The sequence below is a fragment of the Leifsonia shinshuensis genome (assembly GCF_013410375.1).
GTDB classification, from domain to species: domain Bacteria; phylum Actinomycetota; class Actinomycetes; order Actinomycetales; family Microbacteriaceae; genus Leifsonia; species Leifsonia shinshuensis.
This window is the reverse complement of record NZ_JACCFL010000001.1, coordinates 3769655-3794152: the sequence shown is the minus strand read 5'-3', so window position 1 is coordinate 3794152 and position 24498 is coordinate 3769655. Positions and strand designations below refer to the sequence as shown.

At 73.1% G+C, this 24498-nt stretch carries 18 protein-coding genes; 10 read left to right on the top strand and 8 right to left on the bottom strand.

Going from position 1 to position 24498, the window contains the following annotated elements; genetic code table 11:
* Positions 1 to 3: 3 nt before the first annotated feature.
* Positions 4 to 600, bottom strand: coding sequence for a TetR/AcrR family transcriptional regulator (locus tag HNR13_RS18265; RefSeq protein ID WP_343063611.1), 597 nt, complete (start codon positions 598 to 600; stop codon positions 4 to 6).
* A 183-nt stretch (positions 601 to 783) separates the two neighbouring features.
* Between HNR13_RS18265 and HNR13_RS18260 the strand changes: the two genes are divergently transcribed.
* The gene (locus tag HNR13_RS18260) at positions 784 to 2460 is read left to right on the top strand and encodes an MFS transporter (RefSeq protein WP_179608050.1); all 1677 of its coding nucleotides are present in this window, start codon (positions 784 to 786) and stop codon (positions 2458 to 2460) included.
* 399 nt (positions 2461 to 2859) lie between these two features.
* Here HNR13_RS18260 and HNR13_RS18255 read toward each other — a convergent pair whose 3' ends face one another.
* Positions 2860 to 3393 carry a GIY-YIG nuclease family protein gene (locus HNR13_RS18255; RefSeq protein WP_179608048.1) on the bottom strand — a complete coding sequence of 178 codons (534 nt, stop codon included), beginning with the start codon at positions 3391 to 3393 and terminating at the stop codon, positions 2860 to 2862.
* 138 nt (positions 3394 to 3531) lie between these two features.
* On the opposite strand from HNR13_RS18255, the gene HNR13_RS18250 reads away from it, so the two are divergent.
* The 5 genes from HNR13_RS18250 to HNR13_RS18230 all read left to right on the top strand — a co-directional run bounded on the left by HNR13_RS18250 (position 3532) and on the right by HNR13_RS18230 (position 12549).
* Entirely contained in the window at positions 3532 to 4932 is a 1401-nt protein-coding gene (locus HNR13_RS18250) for an LLM class flavin-dependent oxidoreductase (RefSeq protein WP_179608047.1), read from the top strand.
* Between the two features lie 66 nt (positions 4933 to 4998).
* Positions 4999 to 8037 (top strand): FtsX-like permease family protein, encoded by a 3039-nt coding sequence (locus HNR13_RS18245; protein ID WP_179608045.1) that lies wholly within the window; start codon positions 4999 to 5001, stop codon positions 8035 to 8037.
* The gene (locus HNR13_RS18240; protein WP_179608044.1) at positions 8037 to 10796 is read left to right on the top strand and encodes an FtsX-like permease family protein; all 2760 of its coding nucleotides are present in this window, start codon (positions 8037 to 8039) and stop codon (positions 10794 to 10796) included. Before HNR13_RS18245 ends, HNR13_RS18240 begins: the two co-directional genes overlap by 1 nt.
* 5 nt (positions 10797 to 10801) lie before the next feature.
* Positions 10802 to 11797: an ABC transporter ATP-binding protein gene (locus HNR13_RS18235; RefSeq protein WP_179608042.1), complete on the top strand. Its 996-nt coding sequence runs from the start codon at positions 10802 to 10804 to the stop codon at positions 11795 to 11797.
* A complete protein-coding gene (locus HNR13_RS18230) occupies positions 11794 to 12549 on the top strand; it encodes an ABC transporter ATP-binding protein (RefSeq protein WP_179608041.1) in 756 nt (251 codons plus the stop codon). Before HNR13_RS18235 ends, HNR13_RS18230 begins: the two co-directional genes overlap by 4 nt.
* Here the strand turns inward: HNR13_RS18230 and HNR13_RS18225 are convergent.
* Positions 12531 to 13274 (bottom strand): DUF4386 domain-containing protein, encoded by a 744-nt coding sequence (locus tag HNR13_RS18225; RefSeq protein ID WP_179608039.1) that lies wholly within the window; start codon positions 13272 to 13274, stop codon positions 12531 to 12533. The genes HNR13_RS18230 and HNR13_RS18225 overlap by 19 nt on opposite strands.
* 128 nt (positions 13275 to 13402) lie before the next feature.
* Between HNR13_RS18225 and HNR13_RS18220 the strand changes: the two genes are divergently transcribed.
* A complete protein-coding gene (locus HNR13_RS18220) occupies positions 13403 to 14068 on the top strand; it encodes a TetR/AcrR family transcriptional regulator (RefSeq protein WP_179608037.1) in 666 nt (221 codons plus the stop codon).
* A 13-nt stretch (positions 14069 to 14081) separates the two neighbouring features.
* Here the strand turns inward: HNR13_RS18220 and HNR13_RS18215 are convergent, their stop codons facing one another.
* Both HNR13_RS18215 and HNR13_RS18210 read right to left on the bottom strand, forming a co-directional pair.
* The gene (locus HNR13_RS18215) at positions 14082 to 15005 is read right to left on the bottom strand and encodes a Ppx/GppA phosphatase family protein (protein ID WP_179608035.1); all 924 of its coding nucleotides are present in this window, start codon (positions 15003 to 15005) and stop codon (positions 14082 to 14084) included.
* A 46-nt stretch (positions 15006 to 15051) separates the two neighbouring features.
* Positions 15052 to 16233: an ROK family protein gene (locus tag HNR13_RS18210; protein ID WP_179608034.1), complete on the bottom strand. Its 1182-nt coding sequence runs from the start codon at positions 16231 to 16233 to the stop codon at positions 15052 to 15054.
* 273 nt (positions 16234 to 16506) lie between these two features.
* Between HNR13_RS18210 and HNR13_RS18205 the strand changes: the two genes are divergently transcribed.
* The 3 genes from HNR13_RS18205 (at position 16507) to HNR13_RS18195 (ending at position 20218) form a co-directional block, all read left to right on the top strand.
* Positions 16507 to 17508 (top strand): ABC transporter permease, encoded by a 1002-nt coding sequence (locus HNR13_RS18205; protein ID WP_246312806.1) that lies wholly within the window; start codon positions 16507 to 16509, stop codon positions 17506 to 17508.
* A complete protein-coding gene (locus tag HNR13_RS22080) occupies positions 17502 to 18452 on the top strand; it encodes a carbohydrate ABC transporter permease (RefSeq protein WP_343063610.1) in 951 nt (316 codons plus the stop codon). The genes HNR13_RS18205 and HNR13_RS22080 overlap by 7 nt, the downstream gene beginning before the upstream one ends.
* A gap of 83 nt (positions 18453 to 18535) precedes the next feature.
* Positions 18536 to 20218, top strand: coding sequence for a type 2 periplasmic-binding domain-containing protein (locus HNR13_RS18195; RefSeq protein WP_246312805.1), 1683 nt, complete (start codon positions 18536 to 18538; stop codon positions 20216 to 20218).
* Between the two features lie 75 nt (positions 20219 to 20293).
* On the opposite strand, the gene HNR13_RS18190 is transcribed toward HNR13_RS18195, so the two are convergent.
* The 3 genes from HNR13_RS18190 to HNR13_RS18180 are packed head-to-tail and all read right to left on the bottom strand — an operon-like array spanning position 20294 to position 24430.
* The gene (locus tag HNR13_RS18190; protein WP_179608032.1) at positions 20294 to 21211 is read right to left on the bottom strand and encodes an acetylxylan esterase; all 918 of its coding nucleotides are present in this window, start codon (positions 21209 to 21211) and stop codon (positions 20294 to 20296) included.
* Positions 21208 to 21843, bottom strand: a complete 636-nt coding sequence (locus HNR13_RS18185; RefSeq protein ID WP_179608030.1) for an SGNH/GDSL hydrolase family protein — start codon at positions 21841 to 21843, stop codon at positions 21208 to 21210. Before HNR13_RS18185 ends, HNR13_RS18190 begins: the two co-directional genes overlap by 4 nt.
* Positions 21844 to 21859: 16 nt before the next feature.
* On the bottom strand, positions 21860 to 24430 hold the full coding sequence (locus HNR13_RS18180; RefSeq protein WP_179608029.1) for a X2-like carbohydrate binding domain-containing protein: 2571 nt from the start codon (positions 24428 to 24430) through the stop codon (positions 21860 to 21862).
* Positions 24431 to 24498: the final 68 nt, after the last annotated feature.

The window sequence follows — 24498 nt, the reverse complement described above, 5'->3', positions numbered from 1 at the left end:
TGTTCAGCGGGCCCGGAGGCCGTCGATCGCCATCGCGACGACGCGGTCGCGCTGCTCGTCGTCGTCGAAGGCGACGCCGGCGATGCCGGAGACCATGCGGATCACGTCGCCGATGGTGGCGTCGGTGCGCAGCTCACCCGCTTCCTGCGCGCGGCGGACCAGCGGCTCGCCCGCGTCGTAGAGGGAGGTGCGGCAGCTGAGCAGGACGGGGGAGTCCTTGTTGAGCCCCTCCAGCAGGGCCTTCTTGGTGCCGACGTAGAGGAGGAAGCGGCGCAGCCAGGCCTGGACGGCCTCCCACGGCTCGAGGGCGGCGGCGTCGTCGGCGGCGCGGACGACGGCCTCCACCTCTTCGACGTAGACGGCCTCGACCAGGGCGTCGCGGGTGGGGAAGTTGCGGTAGAGGGTGCCGATGCCGACGCCCGCGCGGCGGGCGATGTCCTCGAGGGAGGCGCCGGCGCCGTCCTGCGCGAACGCGTCGCGCGCGGCGGCGAGCAGGGCGTCGAAGTTGCGCCGGGCGTCCGCGCGCTGGGGGCGGGCGATCAGGGGGCGCGCGGTGGCGGTGTCGGCGACGTGGGTGTCGGCTACCTCTGTGCCGGTCACGGCTCGGTCCTTCCGGGTTGGCGAAACTGAGGGTTGCGAAGCGGAGGCACCCTCCGGTATCGTATCCAATGTAACCGGAGGCACCCTCCGAACGGAGCCTCCCTCCAATTGTAACTCCTCTCCCGCAGAGATTCACCCGGCCGACCACACCTCGGCCTCCCTTCGAGAAACGGAAGACCGTACATGTCTCGATCCCGTCCATCCGCCACCTTCGCCGTCCTGGCGTTGAGCGTGGCCTCCTTCGCGACCCTCCAGTCGCTCGTCGTCCCCGTCCTGCCGGTCATCCAGCAGGACCTGCACACCACCACCGCCGGCGTCACCTGGACCATGACCGCCTGGCTGATCGCCGCCGCCGTCGCAACGCCCCTGCTCGGGCGCGTGGGCGACCTCGTCGGCAAGCGCCGGGTCTTCGTCCTCGCGCTGCTGGCCGTCGCGCTCGGCAGCGTGATCGCCGCCGTCGCGCCCTCCATCGGCGTCCTCATCGCGGGCCGCGTCGTCCAGGGCCTCGGCGGGGCGATGTTCCCGCTCGCGTTCGGCATCATCCGGGACGAGTTCCCCGCGCACCGCCTGCCGTCCGCCATCGGCGCGATCGCCTCGATCATCGCCGTCGGCAGCGGCCTCGGCACTGTGCTCGCCGGCCCGCTCGCCTCCGCCCTCAGCTGGCGCGGCCTCTTCCTGGTCCCGGTCGCGCTGACCGTGACCGCGGCGGTCCTCGCGCTCGTGATCGTCCCCGAGTCGCCCACCCGGGCGACCGGAGGGGTGAACCCGTGGTCTGCCGTGCTGCTCTCCGGCTGGCTGATCGCCCTCCTCCTCCCGCTCAGCACGGGCGCCCAGTGGGGCTGGTCGTCGCCGCAGGTGATCGGGCTGTTCGCGCTCGCCGCTCTGCTGCTCGCCGCGTGGGTGGTCGTGGAGCTGCGCTCGCGGCACCCGCTGGTCGACATGCGGCTGATGCGCGAGCCCGGCGTCTGGTCGATGAACGCCGCGGCGGTCTTCATCGGCGCGGCCATGTTCGCTGTGTTCGCCTTCTTCCCGCGCTTCGTGCAGACGCCCGTCTCCACCGGCTACGGGCTCGGTGCGAGCGTCGCGGAGTCGGGGCTGCTGATGCTGCCGATGCTCGTGACGATGGCGGTGACCGGCTTCGTCAGCGGGCCGCTGGAGCGCTGGCTCGGCTTCCGCACCCAGATCGTGATCGCGGCTGTCGTCATGGCGGGGTCGAGCCTGTCGCTGGCCTTCCTGCACGGTTCGCTCGCCGCGGTCGCGACGGCGTCCGGCGTCTTCGGCATCGGCCTCGGCCTGATCTACGCGGCGATCACGAGTGTGGTCGTCCAGAGCGTGCCGGCCACGCAGACCGGCATCGCGAGCGGGATGAACGCCAACCTCCGCACCGTCGGGTCGGCGATCGGGGCGGCCGTGATGACCGCCCTCGTCACCGGAACGCTCGGTGCCGGCGGCCTCCCCGCGGAGTCCGGCTACACCGAAGGCTTCGCCACGGCGGGCGTGCTCGCCTTCGGCGCGGCGGTGGTGACGGTGGTGGCGGCGCTGGTGCTGCGGGCGCGGGCGGGGCGGGTGGCGCAGGATGGCGTGGCGGCCGAGCTCGCCGCGGTGGCCGGGCTGGCCCGGCTGGAGGCGGCCGAGCTGGCGGGCCTGGCCCGGCCGGAGGCGGAGGCCTCCCCGGCGGCGGGCGAGCTGGCCGGCCTGGCCCGGCCGGATGGGGAAGCCTCCGCGTCGGCGCCGGCGGCGCTCCGCTCTGCGGTGGCGGCTCCGCTCCCGACCGCGGCGGCGGAGGCGGCAGAGATGGCGCGCCTCATCGAGAAGGTGGAGGCCGATCGCCCCACCGAGCCCGCCGTCTCGGCGGCCTAGCGCCACCTCCCGCCTGGACCCCCGAATCCGACCGTGACTCCGGGGACCCGCACCGAATCGGCGCGGGTCTCCGGAGTTTCTGCATCCCCGGTCACCAACGCCGGAGAATCGGGCCGCGCCGGCGCGGATCTCCGTTCCGACGGACTCCGCCGCGGCGGCCTGCGGCCTGGCCGAGCTGTCCCCGTCCCGCGCCGCCGGGGTCGAGAACGGAGGACTTCTGCAGTCCCGCCCGATCGTTCTCCTCCGTTGGCTGCCCGGGCCGGCGTGTCGTGGGCGGTTTCCTCCGTTGGCAACGCCGGTGTTGCCAACGGAGGACATCGGGGCCCGCCGACCCCGGAAACGCAGCCAACGGAGGAGACCAGCCGAGAACACGGGCCGATCTCCTCCGTTGGCCACGCGTCAGGCGCGGGCCGCGGCCTCGCTGCGCCAGCGGGCGAGGAGCAGCCAGGGGTCCCCGGTCCGCAGTGCGGCGACGTGCGCCGAAAGGACGTCATCGGTCTCGAACCATTCGGTGCCGGGGATGCGCAGCGCCGCGAACTGGGCGTGCCGGCGTTGCTCGATAGTGCGGTCGCCGCGCTCGAAGGCGAGCACCTCGTCGTGCGGGAGGCTCGCGAACCGCTGCGCGGGGTTGGCGGTGGTGCCGATCTTGATGCGGTCGCGGTAGCGGAGGTAGTAGACGACGTCCACCCGGGAGGCGCGCGCACTGTCCGGAGGCGGCTCGCCGACCCGCCATTCGCAGACGGCGCAGAGCCAGCCGGACGGGTACCGGACGCCCAGCCGCGAGCCGCAGAACGCGCACGGCGACGGCAGCAGGTCGGTCTGGCCGAACTCACCCTCCACCCACTCGTGCGCCTCCAGCAGGTGCGGAAGGCACAGCGCTAATGGCGCCCCGGGGTGTGCGGGCGCCCCGCACAGCGCGCATGGCTCGGTCACGCGGCGACGGTACCGCGCGCTGCCGACACCCGGCTTCGAGCGCCGCCGCAGACGTACACTCATGACCTGATCGCCGCGATCCAGGAGTTCGCCAGGGACAGGTCGCGAGCAGCAGCAGCAGAACCCGGAAGGCGACGCATGACCGAACCCAAGCAGCTCTTCGTCAACCTGTTCGAGATGGCGTGCGTGAGCCACATCACGCACGGACTCTGGCCGCTGCCCGGCAACAATCGTGAGCGGTTCGCCGACCTCGACTACTGGCTGGAGCTCGCCCGGCTGCTGGAGCACGGCGGTTTCGACGGGATCTTCCTTGCCGACGTGGTCGGCACCTACGACGTCTTCCGGGGCGGCCCGGAGACGGCCCTGCGGGAGGGCCTGCAGAGCCCGAACCTCGACCCGCTGCTGCTCGTCCCGGCGATGGCGGCCGTCACGGACCGGCTCGGTTTCGGGGTGACGTTCTCGACCACCTACGAGCCGCCGTTCGCGTTCGCCCGCCGGATGTCGACCCTGGACCACCTGACCAAGGGGCGGATCGGGTGGAACATCGTCACCTCCTACCTCCCGAACGCCGCCCGCAACTTCGGGCTGGACGACGAGGTTCCGCACGACGAGCGCTACCGCCGCGCCGAGGAGTACCTGGATGTGCTCTACAAGTTGTGGGAGGGCTCCTGGGACGACGACGCGGTCATCGCCGACCGGGAGGCGCGCGTCTTCACCGACCCGTCGAAGGTGCGCTACATCGACCACGTCGGGGAGCGCCACCGCGTCGCCGGGCCGCACATCGTGCACCCGTCGCCGCAACGGACGCCCGTGCTGTTCCAGGCGACCGGGTCGCCGGCGGGCATCGAGTTCGCCGGCCGGCACGCCGAGGTGGTCTTCACGGGCGGGCGCACCAGCGAGGAGTTCCGCCGCAACGCCGACGGGATGCGCGACGCCGCCGAGCGCCACGGCAGGCGGCGCGACGACGTGAGGTTCATCGCGATGGCCGGCGTCATCGTCGGCCGCACGACCGAGGAGGCGGAGGACAAGTGGCGGCTGTACCGGCGGCACGCCAGCCTGGACGGCATCCTCGCCCACAGCAGCCTTCCCGTCGACCTCACGGCGTTCCCGCGCGACCTCACCGTGCGGGAGGCGCTGGCGCGGGCCGAGTTCCCGGCCGAGCGGGTGCCGTTCCTGCCGTTGGACACGACCGTCGGCCAGGCGCTCGACTTCATCAAGTACGGCCGCGACGACCGGTTCCTGGTGGTCGGCGACCCGAAGACGGTGGCCGACGAGATCGAGCGCTGGCTGGACGAGGACGGGCTGGACGGCATCAACCTGCGTCAGTATTACTCCTTCGACACGGCGCGCGACTTCGCCGACCTGGTCATCCCCGAGTTGCGCAGGCGCGGCCGGCTGCCGCAGGAGGGCGAGCGCTCGGGGACGCTGCGCGAGCGGCTGTTCGGGGACGGGCACAGCAGGCTCCCGCAGCGGCACCCCGCGACGCGGTACCGCGGCGGGGCGAACCTGCGCGAAGGGGCGGTCCCGGCGACGCCCTGACGGGATCTCCCGTCGAAAGCCGCGGAAACGCACGGGTTGTGCGCGTGCGAGCGCTAGGTTGGAGCAATGCGTGCGAGGGGGGCGTTCTGGCTGCAGCGCTCCCGCGCGCACGCCGGCACCCTGATCGCCACGGGACTCGTCGTCGTGGTCGTCGCCGCGCTGGCGAGCGTGATGACCGGGCTGGCGTTCCGCTCGCCGACCGCCGCTGTCCACGCGACGCTCGCCGCGGAGCCTGCCGCGGTGACATCGCTCGCGCTCGAATCGAGCGCGCTGCCCGACCTCGCGGCGCAGGACACGGAGGTCCGCCGCACGCTCGGCGCCCGGTTCGCGGGTCTGCCGGTCGCCGTCGCCGCCACGTTCTCGGCGCCGTCGGTCCCCGTCCACGGAGGGCGCAGCGCGCTGCTCCTGGTCTCCGGCGACGACCTCCGGCAGCGCGTTTCGCTGACGCAGGGCCGCTGGCCCAGCGCGGGAGCCGCGGGCGGTGTCCAGGAGGCGGCGGTGGACGCGGCCTTCGCGCGCTCGCACTCGGTGGGCGTCGGCGACCGCCTGGTGCTGGACGGTCCCGCAGCGCCGGTCACCGTCGTGGTCACCGGGGTGTGGCGCCCCGCGGACCCGTCGGCGCCCGCCTGGTTCGGCCTGACCTCCGGGGACGGCCGCATCGCGCTGCCCGCGGCGGCCGCGACGGCCGCGAGCGACGGCGTCGTCGGCCGGTGGGTCGTGACGCCGGACGCCCCCCGCACCGTCGCCGCCGACCTCCCGCGGCTGCACAACGCGCTCGCCGGGGCGGCGGCGGAGCTCAGCGGCGACTCGGCCGCGGGCAGCAGCCCGTTCTCCACGAGCGGCGACGCCGTCGCGACCGTCGCCGCGATGCAGCGGTCGGTCGTGGCGCTGCACGCCGTCATCCCGGTGCCGCTCGCCGTCCTCGCCGCGTGCTCGGCGATCGCGCTCGTCCTGCTCGCTCAGCTCCTCGCCGGCGCCCGGCGGGTGGAGACCCGGCTGCTGCGCTCGCGCGGCGTCACCATCCCTGCGCTCGCCGGGGCGACCGCGATCGAGTCCGGGCTGGTCGCCCTGGTCGCGACCGCGATCGGTACGATCGCCGCGCAACTCGTTCTGCTCGTGACGACCGGGCCGCCGTCCGTGGCGCTCGACCTGCTGCTGCCGCCCGTGCTGACCATCGCGGTCGCGATCGCCGCCGCGACGCTGACCGTCGTGTTCTCCGCCCGCGCGGCCTCCGAGTCTCCCGGGGCGGTGGAGGCGGGCCGGGGCCGCACCGCGGTGTCCGCGGGTCTCACCGTGCTCGCCGTCATCGCCGCGGCGGTGACCCTGTGGCGGTTCGTGGCCTTCGGCCCGACCGTCGGAGGCGGCGCCGACACGATCGACCCGACCGGGGTGGTCGCCCCCGCCGCCGTCCTGTGCGCGATCGCCCTGATCGGCCTCCTGCTGTTCGGGCCGGCCTCCGCCGCGGTCGAGCGGATCGCCGGCGCGGGGCGCGGGGTCGCGGGCGTCCTGCCTGCGCGCCAGGTGGGGCGCGGGGTCGCGCTGTTCGCGGGACCGGTGGCGCTGATCGTGCTCGCGGTCGGCTCGCTGACCTTCGCGGCCGGGTACGCCGGCACCTTCGGCGGCTTCCTCCGCGACTCCGCCCTGCTGGTGAACGGCGCGCCCGTCCGGGTGGACCTCGGGATCGGCGGGAGCCCGCACGGGCCCTCCGACGTGTCCGGCGCCGACCGGCTCGGCCGCCTGCCCGGCGTCACCGCCGCCTCTCCGGCCGTGGTCGACGACGGGACGGTCGCGGACACCGACGTCGCCGTGGTCGCGGCGAATGCGTCGACGCTCCCCGCGCTCCTCCCGGTCGGCGGGTACCTGCTCGACACCGAGGCGCTGTCCCGCGGGATCACGCCGCCGAAGCCCGTCGAAGGCGCGAGCCTCGCAGCGGGCGACCTGCGCGCGACGGTCGCGGTGCGCGCGGCTGGGGGCTCCGTGACCGTCGTCGGCGCGACCGCGTGGCTGGCGACCGCCACCGGGGAGGTCGTGCCCGTCGGCGCGGTCCCCGCGGCGGACGGCTCGGTCGCGTTCGCCGTCCCGGCGGGCGCCTCCCGGCTGGTCGCGGTGGATGTCACGGCCGAGTCCGTGGCCGGCGCCGACGACGTGACCGTGACGCTCACCGGTCTGACGGCGGCGACCGCGCGCTGGGTGCAGGCGCCGTCGGCGTTCGGGGCGGGGAGCCCGTTCCAGCCGGACGGCGCCGCGACCGGCGCATCCGGAGGATCCGGCGCCCTCACCGCCCGGGCCGCCTCGCTCACCGGCGACAGCGGCATGCGCTTCGTCCCGCCGGGCGACGCCGCCCTCCCGCTCGCGGTCACGACCGCGCTGGCGCAGGACGACTCCCTCCAGCTCGGGCAGCGCATCGAGGTGCGCAGCCCGCTCGGCGACGTGCAGGGCACCGTCGCGACGATCGTCCCTGCGCTGCCGGGGACGACGGCCGAGCGAGCCGTGCTCGCGGACCTCCCCGCGCTGACGGCCGTGCTGCTCCGGACCTCCGCCTCGGTGCCGCGCGCCTCCTCGGTCTGGCTGGCGACGGACGACCCGGCGGCGGTCGCCGCCGCCACGCGCGCGGACGCCGGCTCGGAGGCGACGGTCACGACGGCGTCCGGCGCGTTCGTCGCCCGGTTCCTCGGCGGCGCGGTCGCCAGCACCTGGCTCGGCGCGGCCGGCTGCGCGCTGCTCGCGGTCGCCGCCGTGGCCGCGGCGATCACGGCCGCGCTGCGCCGCCGCCGCGGCGAGGTGGTCGTGCTGCGCGCGGTCGGGCTGTCCGGCCGGCAGCAGGCCTGGGCGCGGCGGCTGGAGGTGATCGGCGTCGCCTGCGCAGCCGGCGTCTTCGGCCTCCTCGGCGGGATCGTCGTGGTGCTGCTCGTCGGGAACACCCTGGCCCGGCTGTCGGTCGTGACCGCCCCGGCGACGCTGTCGGTGCAGGGCAGGGTGGACCCGCTCGGGATGGCCGTCGGCGCCGTCGCGCTGGCCGCCGCTCTCGCCGTGGCCGTCTGGGGCTACGGCGTGGCCGTGCGCCGCCAGGCCGCGGACACCGCCTACCGCGAGGAGACCCGCTGATGGCCCGCGCGACGCACGGCTCGCGGCTGTCCGACGCCGGCCTCGCCCTGCGCTCGCTCCGCGCCTTCCGCGGCGGCCTGGTCCTGCTCGCCCTGGTGACGGTGTTGGCCGCCACCGCGCTGTCGGCGTGGCCGCGGGTGTCCAGCATGCTGCTCACGAGCGAGCTGCGGCACGAGCTCACGCAGGCCGGCGCCGGCGGCCGCGACGTGACCACGACGATCCGCACCGGGAGCTTCACCGCCGGTCCCGTCCTCGACGCGGTCGACGTGTGGCGCGACCTCCCCGCCATCGGGCGGTCGGTGCGGCAGGGGATGCGTCCGCCGCTGCGCGCGGTCGCGGGCCCCGGCGACAGCGCGGCGCGCAGCTACGACGTCCCGATCGCTCCGCCTGCCGGCGCCGCCTCCAACAGCCGCTACGCGGTCGGGGTGGAGGCGTACCTGGGCCTGCGCGATCAGGCGCGGCTGCTGAGCGGGAGCTGGCCGGCCCCGGTCACGGCGCCGCTCGCGCCGCCGCCCGCCGGAGGCAGCGTCGTGGAGGTCGTGCTGACCCCGGAGGCGGCGAAGCTGCTCGGCTGGCCGCTCGGCGCCACCCGGCCGATCGCCTCGGATCCGCGCCTGGAGCTGAAGCTGACCGGCCTCGTCGAGCCGAAGGACGCCGCGAGCGACTTCTGGAACCTGGACGCGGTGCGCGCGCACGGCCACTTCGTCGACGCCGGAGACGCCGGCAAGGAGTACGGCGCGGTCGCCTGGCCGGACCCGGGCTCCTGGCCCGTCGTCGCCCCGGCGTTCGGGGGGACGGTCGCCTCGCTGTGGTTCCCCGTCGCGCCGAGCGCGTTCCGGGTGGAGGACCTGCCCGCCGTCCGCGGTGCGCTCGGCAGCTTCCTCGCCCTCCCGCCGGTCGCGCGCGTCGGCGAGGTGCCGGTGCCGCTGACCTTCGGCACCAGCCTGCCCACGCCGCTGGACGCGTTCCAATCCCGCGCGCAGCCCGCGAACACGCTGTTCGCGATCCTCGCCGCGGGCCCGCTCGTGGTCGCGCTGACGGTGCTGGCGCTCGGCGCTCGGCTCGTCGTGTCCCGCCGCCGGGAGGCTCTCGCGCTGATGGCCGCGCGCGGGGCCTCGCCGTGGCGGCTGCGCGGGAGTCTCGCCCTCGACGGCGCGCTCGCGTCCGTGCCCGCCGCGGCCGTCGGGCTCGTGATCGCGCTCGCGGTGACCCCGGGGGCGGTGCCCGTGCTGCTGCCGGTCGGCCTTGCGGCCCTCTGCGCCCTGGCCCCTCCGCTCGCGCTCGTGCTCGCGGCGGGGTCGCTGACACCGCGGCCGGTCGCACCGCCCGCGCGCTCGCGCTGGGCGTGGGTCGCCGAGGTCGTCGTCCTGGGCCTGGCGGTGCTCAGCGTCGTGCTGCTCGCGCGACGCGGCCTCTCGGCGCCCGCCAGTGGGCTGGAGGTCGACCCGCTGGCCGCGCTGACCCCGGTCCTGGTCGCGCTGGCGGCGTGCGTCGTCGTGCTGCGGGTGACCGTCGTGCCGCTCGGCTGGCTCACCGGGGCGCTCCGGCGGGGGAGGGGCGCCGTCGCCTTCCTCGGCGCGGCCGGCTCGCTCGGCGCCACCGGAAGACGCGGGCGCGGCGCCGTCCTCTGGCCCGTGTTCGCCCTGGTTGCCGGTGCGAGCATCGCCCTGTTCTCGGTGAGCGTGCTCGCGACCGCCCGCGACGGCCTGGACCAGGGCGCCCGGGCGCGCGTCGGCTCCGACCTGTCGCTGACCGCGGCCTCCACCCTCGACACCGGTCAGCTCGCCGCGGTGAAGCGGATCCCCGGCGTGGCGGCCACCGCGACCGTGGACTGGGCGGGCGGCGTCGCGATCAGCGCCGGCGGAACCACGGAGGTCGTCTCGGGCTACCTCGTCGATCCGAAGCAGCTGGATGGCGTCCAGCGCGACCTGCCCGCGTCCGCGCGCCTCTCGACCCTGCTCACCGGCGGCCTCCCCGGCCGCACCGGCGCGGTGCTCGGCGGCTGGGAGAGCCGCATCCCGGTCACCAGCGCCCTGATCGTCGGGCAGGGCAGCAACGTGCACCTGGCCGTCACCGAGCTGGACTTCGCGCCGGGCGTGTACGTGCGCGACGCCCGCTGGGCGATCATCGACCGCTCGACGCTGCCGCGGTCGAGCGAGGTCGCCGGCGCCCCGCAGACCGTCCTGGTCGCCCTCGCGCCCGGCGCCGACGCCGCGGCGGTGCACTCCGCGCTCGCGCGCATCGGCGGGAAGGGCGCCCTCGTCGGCGACGCCGTGGCCGAGCGGGCGGCCCTGCACGCGTCGCCGCTCGTGGCGGGCACCGAGGCGGTCGCGCTGCTCTCGATCGCGCTCACGGCGCTGCTCTGCGTGGCCGCTCTGCTGCTCACGCTGGTGATGAACACCGCCTCCCGGATCCGGCTGGTCGCCACCCTGCGCACGGTCGGCTTCAGCGCGCGCCAGACGGCCGGCGTGCTGGCCTGGGAGCTCGGGCCGGTGCTGGTGGTCGGGCTGATCGCGGGGACCGTCGTCGGCCTGCTGCTGCCGGGCGTAGTTCTCGGCCCGCTCGACCTCCGCGGCTTCACCGGCAGCCCGGTGCAGCCGGCGATCGTGCGGGACCCCTGGCTGAGCGCCGCGGCCCTGGCCGGGTTCGCGGCGGTCGCCGCCCTGGCCACGCTCGTCGCGCTGGCCGGCGCGCGCCGCTCCTCGCCCGCCGCCGTGCTGCGCGCCGCGGGCGACCTTCCGACGACAGGAGGACAATGACCGGGATGACCACACCCACCGTGCTCGGCGCCGCCGCGACCGGAGCCGACGCCGCGACCCGAGCCGACGCCGCGATCCGCTGCGCCGACCTCGTGCGCATCTTCACCGCCGACGGCGTGGAGGTGCAGGCGCTCCAGGGCCTCACCCTCAGCGTCGACAGCGGCGAGCTCGTCGCCATCGTCGGAGCGTCCGGCTCGGGCAAGTCGACGCTGCTCGGCATCCTCTCCGGCCTGGACAAGCCGACCGCCGGGCAGGTGTCGGTCGCCGGCCGCGACCTCCTCGCCCTGTCGTCGCGGGAGCGGGTGGACTACCGCCGGCGCACGGTCGGGTTCGTCTGGCAGCAGACCTCCCGCAACCTGCTCGGCTACCTCACCGCCCGCGAGAACCTCGCGCTCGCGATGTCGCTGGCGAAGACGCCGGACCGGGAGCGCCGCTCCGCCGAGCTGCTCGACCTGCTGGAGGTCGCCCACTGCGCGGACCGCCGCCCGTCCGAGCTGTCCGGCGGCGAGCAGCAGCGCGTCGCGATCGCCGTGGGTCTCGCCAACGAGCCGCGCGTCCTCCTGGCCGACGAGCCGACCGGCGAGCTGGACGAGGCGACCAGCGCGGAGGTGCTGGAGGCGATGCGCGGCGTCAACCGCGAGCTCGGGGTGACGACGCTGATCGTCACGCACGACCCGACCGTCTCCGAGCACGTCGCCCGCACGGTCCGGATCCGCGACGGCCGCACCTCCACCGAGGTGCTGCGCCGCACGGGCGTCACCGCGGAGGGCGACGAGCACACCGTGGCGGAGGAGTACGCGGTGCTCGACCGGGTCGGCCGCCTGCAGCTCCCGCAGGAGTACCTGACGACGCTCGGGATGCGCGAGCGAGTCCGGCTGGCGCTGGAGGCCGACCACGTCGGGGTGTGGCCGCACGCCCAGCCGGCCGGCCACGCGGAGCAGTCGCAGCCGGACACCTACCAGCAGGACCCGTCGCAGCAGGACCAGGAGGCCGCCCGATGACGAGCGTCGACACCGTGACCGACCGTGCCGAGGCCGTGCCGGAAGGGCCGCTGCTGGTCGCCGACGGCGTGAGCCGCGTGTTCGACACCGCGGCGGGCCCCGTGGTGGCGCTGGCCGAGGCGTCGCTGGAGGTGCACGCCGGCGAGCTCGTCGTCATCAAGGGCCGATCCGGCTCGGGCAAGACCACGCTGCTCAACGTGCTGAGCGGCCTCGACCGGCCGACTTCCGGCACCGTCGTCGTCAACGGCGTGGAGGTCGCCACCGCCGACGAGGCCGCCCTCGTGCGGCTCCGCCAGCGCGACGTGGGGTTCGTGTTCCAGTCCTTCGGGCTGATCCCCGTGCTGTCGGCCGCCGAGAACGTGGAGCTCCCGCTGCGGCTGCTCGGAACGGAGCCCATGGAACGGGACGCCAGGGTCGCGGAGCTCCTCGACCGGGTCGGCCTCGCCGCGCACGCCCGCCAGCGGCCGACCGAGCTCTCCGGAGGCCAGCAGCAGCGCGTCGGGATCGCCCGCGCGCTCGCCGCGGACCCGCCGCTCCTGTTCGCGGACGAGCCGACCGGCCAGCTGGACAGCGTCACCGGCCGGCAGATCATGGACCTGCTGGTCGACCTCGTCCACGGCGGCGGGGTGGCCGCGGTGGTGACGACGCACGACCCGCTGCTGATGGCCCGCGCCGACCGCGTGCTGGAGCTGCACGACGGCCGGCTCGGGCACGCCGCCCGCCGCCGCGGCCGTCACTCCGCCGAGGGCTGAGGCCGCGCGGCGCCGCGGCGGTGCGCCCGGAACCCCACGAAAGCGAAGTACACCCCGAGGAACGCCTCCCAGACGATCTCCGGCAGCGTCGCGACGGCGGAGACCGGCGAGCCCTGGCTCCACAGCCCGAACAGCACGCCGACGCCGGACAGCGCCACGAGCGCGCCGCCGGCCATGCCGACGAGCGCCATCGGACGCGGCACGAGGCCGGAGCGCAGCAGCAGCCAGCCGAGCAGGACGCCGTTGCCGAGCCCGGCGACGAAGCCGGGGCCGAGCAGGAAGGTCCAGTTCCGCAGCGCGACCAGCGTCTGCGCCGACGCGACGAGGGCGTCGGCGTCCCCGATCGCGGCCGCGTGCTGGCGGAGGCTGACCACGGTGAGCACGCAGAGCATCCCCACCGCGATGAAGACGCACTCCATGACCCGCGCGACGACGTAGCCGAGCGCGAGGCCCTCGGCGCGACGACGGAGGACGGGGAACAGCGCGAGCGCGGTGCCGAGGTTGGCGGCGATGAGCACCGCCTCGCAGAGGACGCCGAGCAGCACGCGGGTGTCCTCCCCGGCGCCGAGCACGTAGTGCGCGTCGTCCAGCACCGGCGCGTAGAGCAGCACGCCGGCGATGGCAGAGACGAAGGTGACGAGGAAGAGCACGCCGGCGGTGAGCGAGCGACGGCGGTCGACGCGGTCGGAGGCCGTGGCCGCGGCGGCCGTGGTGAGGGTGGTCATGGGTGCCTCGGATTTCGGGTGGGTGGTGGCTTAGGATGGCTGGTGTACGGTGTACACCCGAACGATAGGTGTACGGCGTACACCTTGTCAATATCCCTGCGCCCGACCTGCCACCCAAGGAGACGCCCATGCCGGAGTCTGCGCGCCCGCGCCTGACCCGCGACGCCGTGCTCGCCCGCGCGCTCGAGCGCGCCGACGCCGGCGGGCTCGACGCGCTGACCATGCGCGCGCTCGCCGCCGAGCTCGGCGTCGTCCCGATGGCGCTCTACAAGCACGTGGCCAACAAGGAGGAGCTGATCGACGGGATGGTCGACCTGGTCTGGGCGGAGGTCGAGCCGCCGGCGATCGGGGCGCCGGGCGTCCCGTGGCGTCCCGCCCTGCGCGCCCGCGCGGTCTCGCTGCGGAACGCCCTGCGGCGGCACCCCTGGGCCGTCGGGCTGATGGAGTCGCGCATGCGGCCGGGGCCGGCCAACCTGGCGGCCCACAACGCGATGATGGGCTGCCTGCGCGAGGCCGGCTTCTCGTTCCGCGCCACCGTGCACGTCACCTCCGTGCTCGACGCCTACGTCTACGGCTTCGCGCTGCAGGAGAAGACGCTCCCGTTCGACACCCCGGAGGAGTCGGGGCGGGTCGCCGCCGAGAAGGAGCAGTCGGTGCCGCCGGAGCTGGCGCTGGCCTTCCCGTACCTGCTGGAGGTCGTCGCCGAGCTCGCGCGGGCCGGCTACGACTACGACGAGGAGTTCGCCACCGGCCTCGACCTCGTCCTCGACGGCGTGGAGCGCCTGGAGCCCTGACCCGCGGCGATGGCTACTCGAGGTGGTCGAGGTAGCGGAGGATGATGCCCTCGCGCAGCGCCCACGGGCACACCTCTAGCACGGGGACGTCGAAGGCGCGCATGGCCTCCCGCAGCACCACGCCGCCCGCGACGATCTGGAACGTGCGGTCGGCGGTGATCCCCGGCAGCGCCGTGCGCGCGTCTGCCGTCAGTTGCGCCAGGCGCGGCACCCAGTCGGAGAGCTCGGAGCGGCGCAGCAGGCTGCGCTCCGTCCCGCCCGGTCCGCTCGCGGTCGAGCCGGCCAGCCGGGCGAGCGAGCGGATGGTCTTGGAGGTGCCGATCACGTGCGCGGGCCCGCGGTCGGTGAAGCGTCCGACGGCGTCCGCGAGCGTCGTCCTGGCGTGGTCGCGGAGCGCCGTGAGCTGGTCGGCGGTGGGCGGGTCCTGGTGCAGGAACCCGATGGTGCTGCGGCCGGCGCCGAGCGGCAGCGACACCGCCGTGTCCGGGTACTCGTCGACGCCCGCGGCGATCTCCAGCGAGCCGCCGCCGATGTCCATCAGCAGGATCGAGCCGGCCGACCAGCCCGACCAGCGGTGCACGGCGAGGAACGTCAGCCGCGCCTCGTCCTCGCCGGAGAGCACCTGGAGGTCGACGCCGGTCTCCTCGAGTATCCGCGCCAGGATCGCGGGACCGTTGGCGGCCTCCCGGATCGCCGAGGTCGCGAACGGCAGCAGCTCCTCGATGCCCTCGGCGCGGCCGACCTCCACCGCCGACCGGATCGCCTCCAGGATCGCCGTCTCGCCCTCCGCGCTGATCGCGCCGTCCGCGGTGATGTAGCGCATGAGGCGCAGCACGGACTTGTGCGTGGCCGCGGGGAGCGGCCGGGCGCCCGGGTGCGCGTCGACGACGAGAAGGTGGACGGTGTTCGATCCCACATCGAGGACTCCGAGTCGCATAGTCCGACAGTAGTGGTCGCCGTCGGCCGCCGTGACCCGGCCGGACTCAGTCGGACGGGCCGCCCGGCGCGACGCTGATGGCCTCGCGGAGCGCGGCGACCGCGGCGCCGCGCGCCCAGTCGACGAAGGTGTGCCGCCGCACGATCAGGCGGCAGTTCGCCGCCGTGCCGAAGACGTGCGCCAGGAACTCCTCGCGGAAGCGGCGCTCGTAGAGGTCGTAGTCCATGACGCCCTCGCCGGCGATCACGACCACCTCCGGCCCGAAGAGGTTCACCGTGGTGGCGACCGCGGCGCCGATCGCGGTGCCCGCGCGCTCGAACGCGTCGACCGCGCTCGGGTCGCCCTCGTGCGCGAGGCGGATCGCGTCGGCCAGGGTGAGCGTCGGGTCGTCGTGCCCCTGGCACACGGCGTCGCGGATGGCGTGCGAGGAGGCGACCGCCTCGACGCAGCCCCTGCGTCCGCAGACGCAGAGCGCATCCGAGGGCCCGAGCGGGAGGTGGCCGATCTCGCCGGCCACGCCGTGGGCGCCGACGACGACGTCGCCGTTCACGTAGATCCCGCAGCCGATGCCCGCGCCGATCGTGATGATGGCGAACGAGTCGGCGTCCGTCCCGACGCCGAACCACTGCTCCGACTTGGCCAGCGCCCGCACGTCGTTCTCGACGATGACGGGGAGCCCGAGCCGTTCGGAGAGCAGGCTGCCGAGCGGGACGTGCGTCCAGCCGAGCAGCGGGGAGTCGCGCACGATGCCGTCGGCGGTGTCGATGTCGCCGGAGACCGAGACGCCGACGCCGGTGAGGAAGCGCGCGTCGTCGCCGAGCTGGTCGACGAGCGCGGTCACCGACTTCACGATGGCGGTGATCGTGGTCTCCGGAGCGTGGCCGGTCAGCCGGCGGCGGGTGGAGCCGATCACCTCGTTGCCGAGGCTCACCGTGACGGCGAAGATCTCGTCGGCGTTGACCTTGACCCCGACGGCGATCATCGAGCGCGGCACGACGCTCAGCGGACGAACCGGCCGGCCGGGGAAGGCGTGCTCGGCGTGCTCGCCGACCGTGACGAAGCCGTCCGCGATGAGCGGGCTGACCGTCTTGGTCACCTTCGCCTGGGACAGCCCGGTGAGCCGGCCGATGTCGAGCCGGCTGACGGGGCCGTGCGTGATGATGCGCGTGAATATCTCGGCCGACGCCGCCGTGCCCAGCACGGGTCGGCGTGCTGTGTGTTCGGACATGCTCACGGTCATCGTGCACCTGATCTGTATCGCGGCGGGCTTGGGAGCATCTTATTTCCAACGTGATGTAACTCTCAATCCCATTGATCGGTGTGTTTTCAAGGGAGTAGGGCGGTCCGATCATGCGTGAGCCAACACAGAGGGGGGAGATTATTGACAGCGGCAAAGAAATAGGTTTTGCTATAGACCACCCCCTCGCGGCGCTCTCCGGCCCGCGGTGCGGACCCGGATCATCTCTTGTTGGGAGTCTTCGATGACGAAGGTTGCGGCCTCATGACGAGCGCACCGCCGGTGACGCCGGCGCCGCCGGCCACGCGGGTCCCCGCCGCGGCGACCCCGAGGCGCGTGCCGCGGAACCGGCTGACCCTCGGTCAGCGCTGGCGGGTCGCCCTCCGGCGGCACTGGCAGCTCTACCTGCTCACGATCCTGCCGCTGGCGTACTTCGTGATCTTCAAGTACGTGCCGATCTCCAACGCGATCATCGCGTTCAAGGACTACAGCCCGGTCCTCGGCGTCTGGGGGAGCCCGTGGTCCGGCTGGGCCAACTTCGCCACGATGATCCAGAACCCGGTGTTCCCGACGCTGATCCAGAACACCCTGATCCTGTCCGGCTACGCGATCCTGGCCAGCTTCCCCATCCCGCTCATCCTGGCCCTCGCGCTCAACGAGGTCCGGCACCGCTGGTTCCAGAAGACCGTCCAGATGGTCACCTACGCGCCGTACTTCATCTCGACCGTCGTCGTGGTGTCGATGCTGATCCTCATCATGGCCCCGCGCCTCGGCGTGCTGAGCCAGGTGTTCGGCTTCTTCGGCGTCCAGTCGCCCGACTTCCTCGGCAACCCCGACTACTTCCGGCACATCTACGTCTGGTCGGACGTCTGGCAGACCGCCGGCTACTCCGCGGTGATCTACATGGCCGCGCTGTCCGGCATCGACCCGTCGCTGTACGAGGCGGCGAAGGTCGACGGGGCGTCCCGGCTCCGCAAGATCTGGCACGTCGACATCCCCGGCGTCCTGCCCACGGCGATGATCGTGCTGATCCTGAGCGTCGGCAACATCATGTCGATCGGGTTCGAGAAGGTCTTCCTGCTGCAGAACCCGCTGAACCTCGGCCAGTCCGAGATCATCGCGACCTACGTCTACAAGCTGGGCATCCTCAACGCCGACTTCGGCACGGCGACCGCCGTCGGCCTCTTCAACTCTGTGATCAATCTCGTGCTGCTGCTCATCGTGAACTGGGTGGCCAAGCGAATCAGTGGGAGTGGACTGTGGTAACCATCGAGAGCCCGACCGCGCGCCGGCGCACCCGCCCGACGACGGCGGCCAAGAAGACGCGCCGCATCCGGGAGTCCGCCTCCGACCGCGCGCTCCTGGTCGTCATCTACCTCGGGCTGACGCTGGCCGTCCTCATCGTGCTGCTGCCGCTGCTGTTCATCGTGGCCAGCTCGTTCTCGTCGCCCCAGGCCGTGACCGCCGGGCGGGTGTTCCTCTGGCCGGTCGACTTCACGCTGAAGGGCTACCAGACGGTTCTGGCCGACCCGCAGGTGCTCCTGGGCTACGCGAACTCGCTGTTCTACATGGTCGCGGGCACGTTCATCAGCACCACGCTGACCGTCTGCATCGCGTGGCCGCTCTCGCGCCGGACCTTCATGGGACGCAACGTGATCATGTCCCTGCTGCTGTTCACGATGCTGTTCAGCGGCGGCCTGATCCCGACCTACATGGTGGTCCAGAACCTCGGGATGCTCGACACCCGCTGGGCGCTGCTGCTCCCGCAGGCGATCGCGGTCTGGCAGGTCATCATCGCCCGCACCTTCTTCAAGTCGGCGATCCCCGAGGAGCTGGTCGAGGCCGCATCGCTCGACGGCGCGAGCGACCTGCGCTTCCTCTGGAGCGTCGTGCTGCCGCTGTCGAAGCCGCTGATCGCCGTCATCGCGCTCATGTACGCGATCGGCCAGTGGAACGGCTTCTTCGACGCCCTGCTCTACCTGAAGAGCTCCGACCTGTTCCCGCTCCAGCTGGTGCTCCGCAACATCCTCGTGCTCAACGCCACCAACGGCGGCACGAACGACCTGGCGGCGCAGGCGCAGAACCAGGAGCTGGTCAACCTGCTGAAGTACTCGCTCATCGTCATCACGAGCGTCCCCGTCCTCGTCATCTACCCCTTCGTCGCCCGGTACTTCAACAAGGGCGTCCTCATCGGATCCGTCAAGGGCTGAGCGGGCGCACGCCCGCCCCCGGATCCCCCCAGACCCACCACTTGCACCACCTACGCACTGCATTTCCAAAGGAGGAAAGACACATGCCACTCATCACCGACAGTCACGCCCGCCGGCGGCGGCGGCTCGTCCGCACGCTGACCGCTGCGGCGAGCGGTCTCGCGCTGCTGGCGATCACGGCCTGCACCAGCTCGCCGACCAACGCCGACGATAAGATCGGCGGCACCGCCAAGATCACCGTCTTCGCGCAGCAGGGCACGGGCCAGGACCTGGCGACGAACGCGTTCACCAAGCAGCTCGAGAAGAAGTTCAACATCAAGTTCTCCTGGCAGACCACGACGCAGGACTCGTCGGTGGCGCCGGAGAAGCGCCAGATCCTGATGGCCAGCGGCGACTACCCCGACCTCTTCCTCCTCATCCCGTGGGTGGACCAGTTCAACCAGGTGGACGTCGAGAAGCTCGCCCAGCAGGGCGTCGCGCTGCCGCTGAACGACCTCATCAAGCAGTACGCGCCGAACATCCAGAAGGTGATCGACACCAACCCGGACTACAAGGCGATGGTGACCTCGCCGGACGGCAAGATCTACGGCCTCCCGCAGCTCGCCCAGACCCTGCACATCCAGTACCCGTCCAAGCTCTGGATCAACACCGACTGGCTGAAGAAGCTGGGCCTCCAGATGCCGAAGACCACGGCCGACATGACCAAGGTCCTCACGGCGTTCAAGAACGGCGACCCGAACGGCGATGGAAAGGCCGACGAGATCCCGCTGAGCGGCGACTCGCACGACACGCTGATCCCGTTCTTCATGAACGCCTTCATCTACGACCCGCAGAACCCGGACAAGGGCATCCAGTCCACGACCGTGCTCAACAAGGGCAAGGTCGACATCCAGGCGAACAAGGACGGCTGGCGCGAGGGCCTGAAGTACATCAAGTCGCTGTGGGACGCGGGCCTGATCGACAAGGGCGCCTTCACCCAGAACCCGGCGGCGCTGGCTCAGGAGGGCAACAATTCCGGTCCGGTGCTGCTCGGGGCCGCGAGCGCCCTGCACCCGTACATCTTCGTCAGCCCCGGCGCCAAGGACGGCCGTGACAAGCAGTACGACGCGGTGCCGCCGCTGACCGGGCCGGACGGGGCGAACTTCGCGACGTACGCCTTCGGGAGCACGCCGGGCGCGACGTTCCTGCTGACCAACAAGGCATCGAAGAACGACCAGGTCGCCGCGATCAAGATGGTGGACTACCTCTTCACCAACGAGGGCCAGCTCGACGGCAACTTCGGTCCGGAGGGCCAGGGCTGGGGCAAGCCCGCCGCCGGCGACCAGGCGCTCGACCCGAGCGAGAAGCCGCTGTTCAAGAACCTCCAGCTGTCGCAGGACGCCGCCAACGCCGTCCAGTGGGGCGCGCTGTCGACCTACAACCAGAACGCGGCCTTCCGCGGGGCGCAGGTCGAGCCGACCGACATCTACGACCCCTCGGGCTACGAGCGCCGGCTGTTCCAGGCGACCCAGCTGTACAAGGGCCACGAGGACACCAGCTCGATCTACCCGACCTGGAAGGTGTGGCCGGACGCGGCGAAGGCCACGCAGGTCGCCACGGAGCAGACGAACATCGACAACTACGTGACCCAGAACGCGCTGGCCTTCATCACCGGCTCGAAGAACCTGGACACGGACTGGAACTCGTACGTCGCCGGCTTCAACGGGCTCGGTCTCAAGGACTACCTGAGCACGCTCCAGACGGCCTACGACAAGAGCAAGAAGTAGCCGCCTGACACGCCCGGCCCGGTCCCGACATCGTCGGGGCCGGGCCGGAGTCCGTTAAGCCTCAGCCGGTGAGCCTCAGCCGGCGGCGAACTGCCGGCGCAGGACGCGCAGCGCGGCAGCGACGTCCGCGCTGCCGCCGGACTCGTGCCCGGCGCCCGGCCACTCCCGGAACGCGACGGGGGCCGCATACGCCGCGACCGCGGTGCGCGTCGTCTCGGGCGGGCAGATGTCGTCGGCGAGCCCGTCGGAGATCCAGCCGGGAGCGGTCGCGTGGCGCGCCGAGGTGACCCCGTCGACGTAGGCGAGGGTGCGGGCGACCGCGTCCGCGCGCTCCGGACGCTCGGTCAGGTAGCCGCGCAGCTCGGTCCACGGCCCCTGCGCGGCCCGCCGCAGTGCGGTCGGCGCGTCGGTCAGGAACGGCGACTGGGCGAGCACCGCCGCGAGGCCGTTCGCGAGCGCGCCGACGCCGAGCGCGATGCCGCCGCCCTGGCTGTTGCCGATCATGGCGACGCGCGACGGGTCGACGACGTCGAGCTCCCGCACCGCGTCCACGGCGCGGGCGCCGTCGACGAGCACGTCGCGGTAGTAATAGCGCTCGCGGTCCTCGATGCCGTCGAGGAGGTGGCCGGTGCTGCCGCCGCCCTGGCCGTGCGTGTTCACAATCAGCTCCGCGTAGCCGGCGGACGCCCAGGTCAGGTCGTCGATCGGGGAGAGCCGTCCGGCGCCGTAGCCGTTCGCGTGGACGACGGCGGGGATCGTCCCCTCGCGGTGCCGCGGGAGTCGCAGCCAGCCGGTGACGGCGCGCCCGCCGGCGCCGGCGAAGGAGAAGTCGAAGACGTCGATCGTGGTCAGCAGGGTGTCGACGGGGACGGCGCGCGGCGCGACGCTGTGCCGGCGCGCCCGCTCGAGGGCATCGGCCCAGTAGTCGTCGTAGTCGTCGGGGGTCGGCAGCGGCTCGGTGCCGAGCAGGGCCGGGAACGGGGCGTCGGTCATCGCGGCAGTCCGCCGAGCGGAGCGGCCGCCTCGTGCCACGCGTCGGCGATGATCCGGTGCCCGGCGGGGGTCGGGTGGACGCCGTCCGGGGCGATCGCCGGGATGCCCTGGTCGCGGGCCGTTGAAGTCATGGGGTCGTGCAGCCGGACGAGTGCGGCGCCGTAGTCGGCGGCGACCCGGGTCACGGCGGCGCGCTTGCCGTCGAGGTCGTCGAGCCAGCTCTCCTGGTCGGTCGTGACGGGCAGGAAGAACGGCTCGATGAGGAGCAGTCGCGGGCGCGGCGAGGGCAGCGCGTCGAGCAGGCGGCGCAGGGTCGCCTCGAAGTCGGCCGCGCTGGTCGGGTCGTCGCTGTCGAAGCGCCGCCACATGTCGTTGACGCCGACGTAGAGCGTGAGGACGTCGGCCTGGGCCGGCAGGACCTCGGCGGCCCAGCGGGCCTCGAGGTCGACGGCGCGGTCGCCGGAGACGCCGAGGTTGCGCACCTCGGCGTCCCCGGCGCCGCCGGCGTGCCCGGCGAGGGCGTCCGCGATGTGGCGGACGTAGCCCTCGCCGAGCGACGCGGGGTCGCTCCGATCGCGGCCGCAGTCGGTGATCGAGTCACCGACGAAGACGAATCGGGCGGGGTGGGGCATGGGACTCCTCAGACGGTCATTTCGCGGTGTACTGGAACACATCGTGCCGGAGGACGTCCCCCGACACCTTCTTCACCAGGATGGTGTGCCGCCCGTCGCGCAGCCCCGTCACGCCGAACAGCTTCTGCCCGGTGCGGCGCGTGTCCGCGTGCGTGTCGACGGTCTTGGCGAGCTTCCCGTCGATGTAGACCTCCGCCGTGCCCTGGTCGGGCGCGGTCGGTCCGATCCACGAGACGCCGGTGCCGGCGAAGGTCAGGGCGACGGTGTCGCCGTTCGTCGTCGTCGCGTGGACGTCGTCGTGCGCGTCGCCGCGGAACGAGAACCCGAGCGAGACCGTGCCGTTCGCCAGGCCCGCGAGGTACGCCGAGGCGATCGTCACGGTCGAGCCGGAGACGGTGTAGTCCGTTCCGCGCTTCAGCGCCGTCCCGTCCCGCACGATGCCGGCGAGCTCGCCGCCGTCGCGCTGGAGGGTGACCGTCACATCGGTGGGCTTCGCCTTGTCGAACACCGCGGTGTCGGGGTCGAGCAGGCTCGCCAGCGTGACGTCGAGCTTGTCGAGCAGCATGAACTGGCCCGACTTCTTGACCACCCGGAGGGTGTGCGAACCGTTCGGGAGGCCGCTGGCGCTCCAGACCACCTGCTGGGCGAGCCGCGGCTGCCCCGCCGGCCGGCCGGTGTCCACGGTCTTCTGGAACTGGCCGTCGAGGTAGACGTCCACGGCGCCCTGGGACTGGTCGAGCTCGGTCACGTAGTCGATGCCCGTGCCCGTGAACGTGTACTGGAACGACGAGCCGTCGCCCTCGGTGTAGTGCACGTCGTCCTGGTAGTCGCCGAGGCCGCGGCCTCCGCTCTGCCCCCAGCCGCCGGTGTAGGTGATGCCGGGATCGCTGTCGTTGACCGCGACGATCCGGCCGGACGCGGGCGGCGTCGGCACGGTCCCCGTCGAGGAGTCGCCGACCGCGACCTGCAGCGGCTGCGTGGTCGCCGCGACCTCGTTGCCGCCGTTGCGCGTCCACTGGCCCGCGTAGGTCACCCGCTGGGCGTCGTCGTTCAGCGCGACGGTGTCGCCGTGCAGCGGGGTCACCCGGAGCAGCCGGACGCCGTGGATCGGCACGAGCGAGCCGGTGAAGCTCCCGGTGAAGGTTCCGAGATCCTTGCCGGCCCACAGGTCGCGGACCTTCGCCGGCCCGGTCAGGCCGAGGTCGGACCAGTTCGCGGTGATGTCGGACTCGGTCGGGCCGAGGTTGAACAGGGCGACGGTGTAGCTGCCGTCCGCGTTCGGCGCGTACCAGACCTGCTTGTTCGTGGAGGTCGACACCGGCTGGGCGGGCGTGCCGGTCTGGTCGACCGCCACGACCTCCTTGTTGGTGAGCAGGTCGACGCCGAACGGGTCGAGCTTGGTCAGGTCGTTGCCGACGTACATCGGAGCCGCCGAGATCGCCCACAGCGTGGTCGCCGTCCGGCGCTCGTCGCGGGTGAGGCCGTCCATCGTGCCGTTGCCGACGTCGAGCGAGTCGAAGTCGTTCCAGCCGCCCGGCCCGGCGTAGCGCCACCAGTCGGCGGCCCGCGGGAACAGCCGCGCGATGTTGCTCCACTGGGTCAGCTGGACGCCGGGGGCGTACGCCTCGACGTCCCACTCCACGCGCCAGCCGTTCGCGTACTGCTTCCAGGTGTTCGCGTAGTTGATGTCGAGCGCCCAGGACAGCTCGAACCAGATCCCCTTGGCCTTGAGCGCCTTCGACCAGGCGGCGACGTCGTCACGGGCGTCCACCGACAGGTCGCTGATCCCCGAGCCCGGGGTCACGCTGTCGAACTTCACGAAGTTCACGCCCCAGGCCGCCAGCTGGTCGACGATGGAGTCGATGTACTTCTGCGCGCACGGGTTGGAGAAGTCGAGGCGGTAGCCGATCTTCCAATAGTCGGCCTGCTGCAGCGGCTGCTTCACGATGTCGTGGGTGGTGCAGCCGGGCGCGTTCGCGATCGGGTACGCCGCCTGGTACACCGCGGGCGAGATGCCGGGGATGAAGTAGAGACCGAACTTCTGGCCGTTCGCGTGGACGTGGTCGATGACCGCCTTCAGGCCGTTCGGGTACAGCGTCGCACTCGGCGCCGGCCGGCCGTTGGCGTCGACGCCGTCGTTCCAGCCGGAGTCCACGTTGATGCGGTCGTACCCGGCTTTGCCCAGCTTCGCCTTCATGGCGTCGGACTGGGCGATGATCTGGTCGGCGGTGATCCACTTGCCGTTGCCGGTGTAGACCTGCATGGAATAGCTGCTCCAGCCCAGGTACGGCTTCAGCGCCCAGGGGTCCGGGGTCGGCGCGGGCGCCGGTGTCGGGGTCGCCGTCGCCGCGGGCTTCGGAGTGGACGTCGGCTTCGCCGTCGGCGACGCGGTCGGTGTCGCGGTCGCCGCGGGCGTCCCGGTGGGAGCCGGGGTACTGGTCGCCGTGGCGGTCGTGGGAGCGGTGGGGGTGGGCGTCCCCGTCGGGGTCGCCCCGGCGGGAGCCGCGGCTGCCGCCACGAGCCCCAGCGCCGCGATCGTCGCGAGCAGGGCGGTCAGCCCGCGTCGCGAACGTTTCTGGCCTGTCATACGTTCTTCCTCTCTGAAGAGCTCGCGCGCCCTTACGGCGGTGGAGCGATATGTGGTGGGCCGTCTGA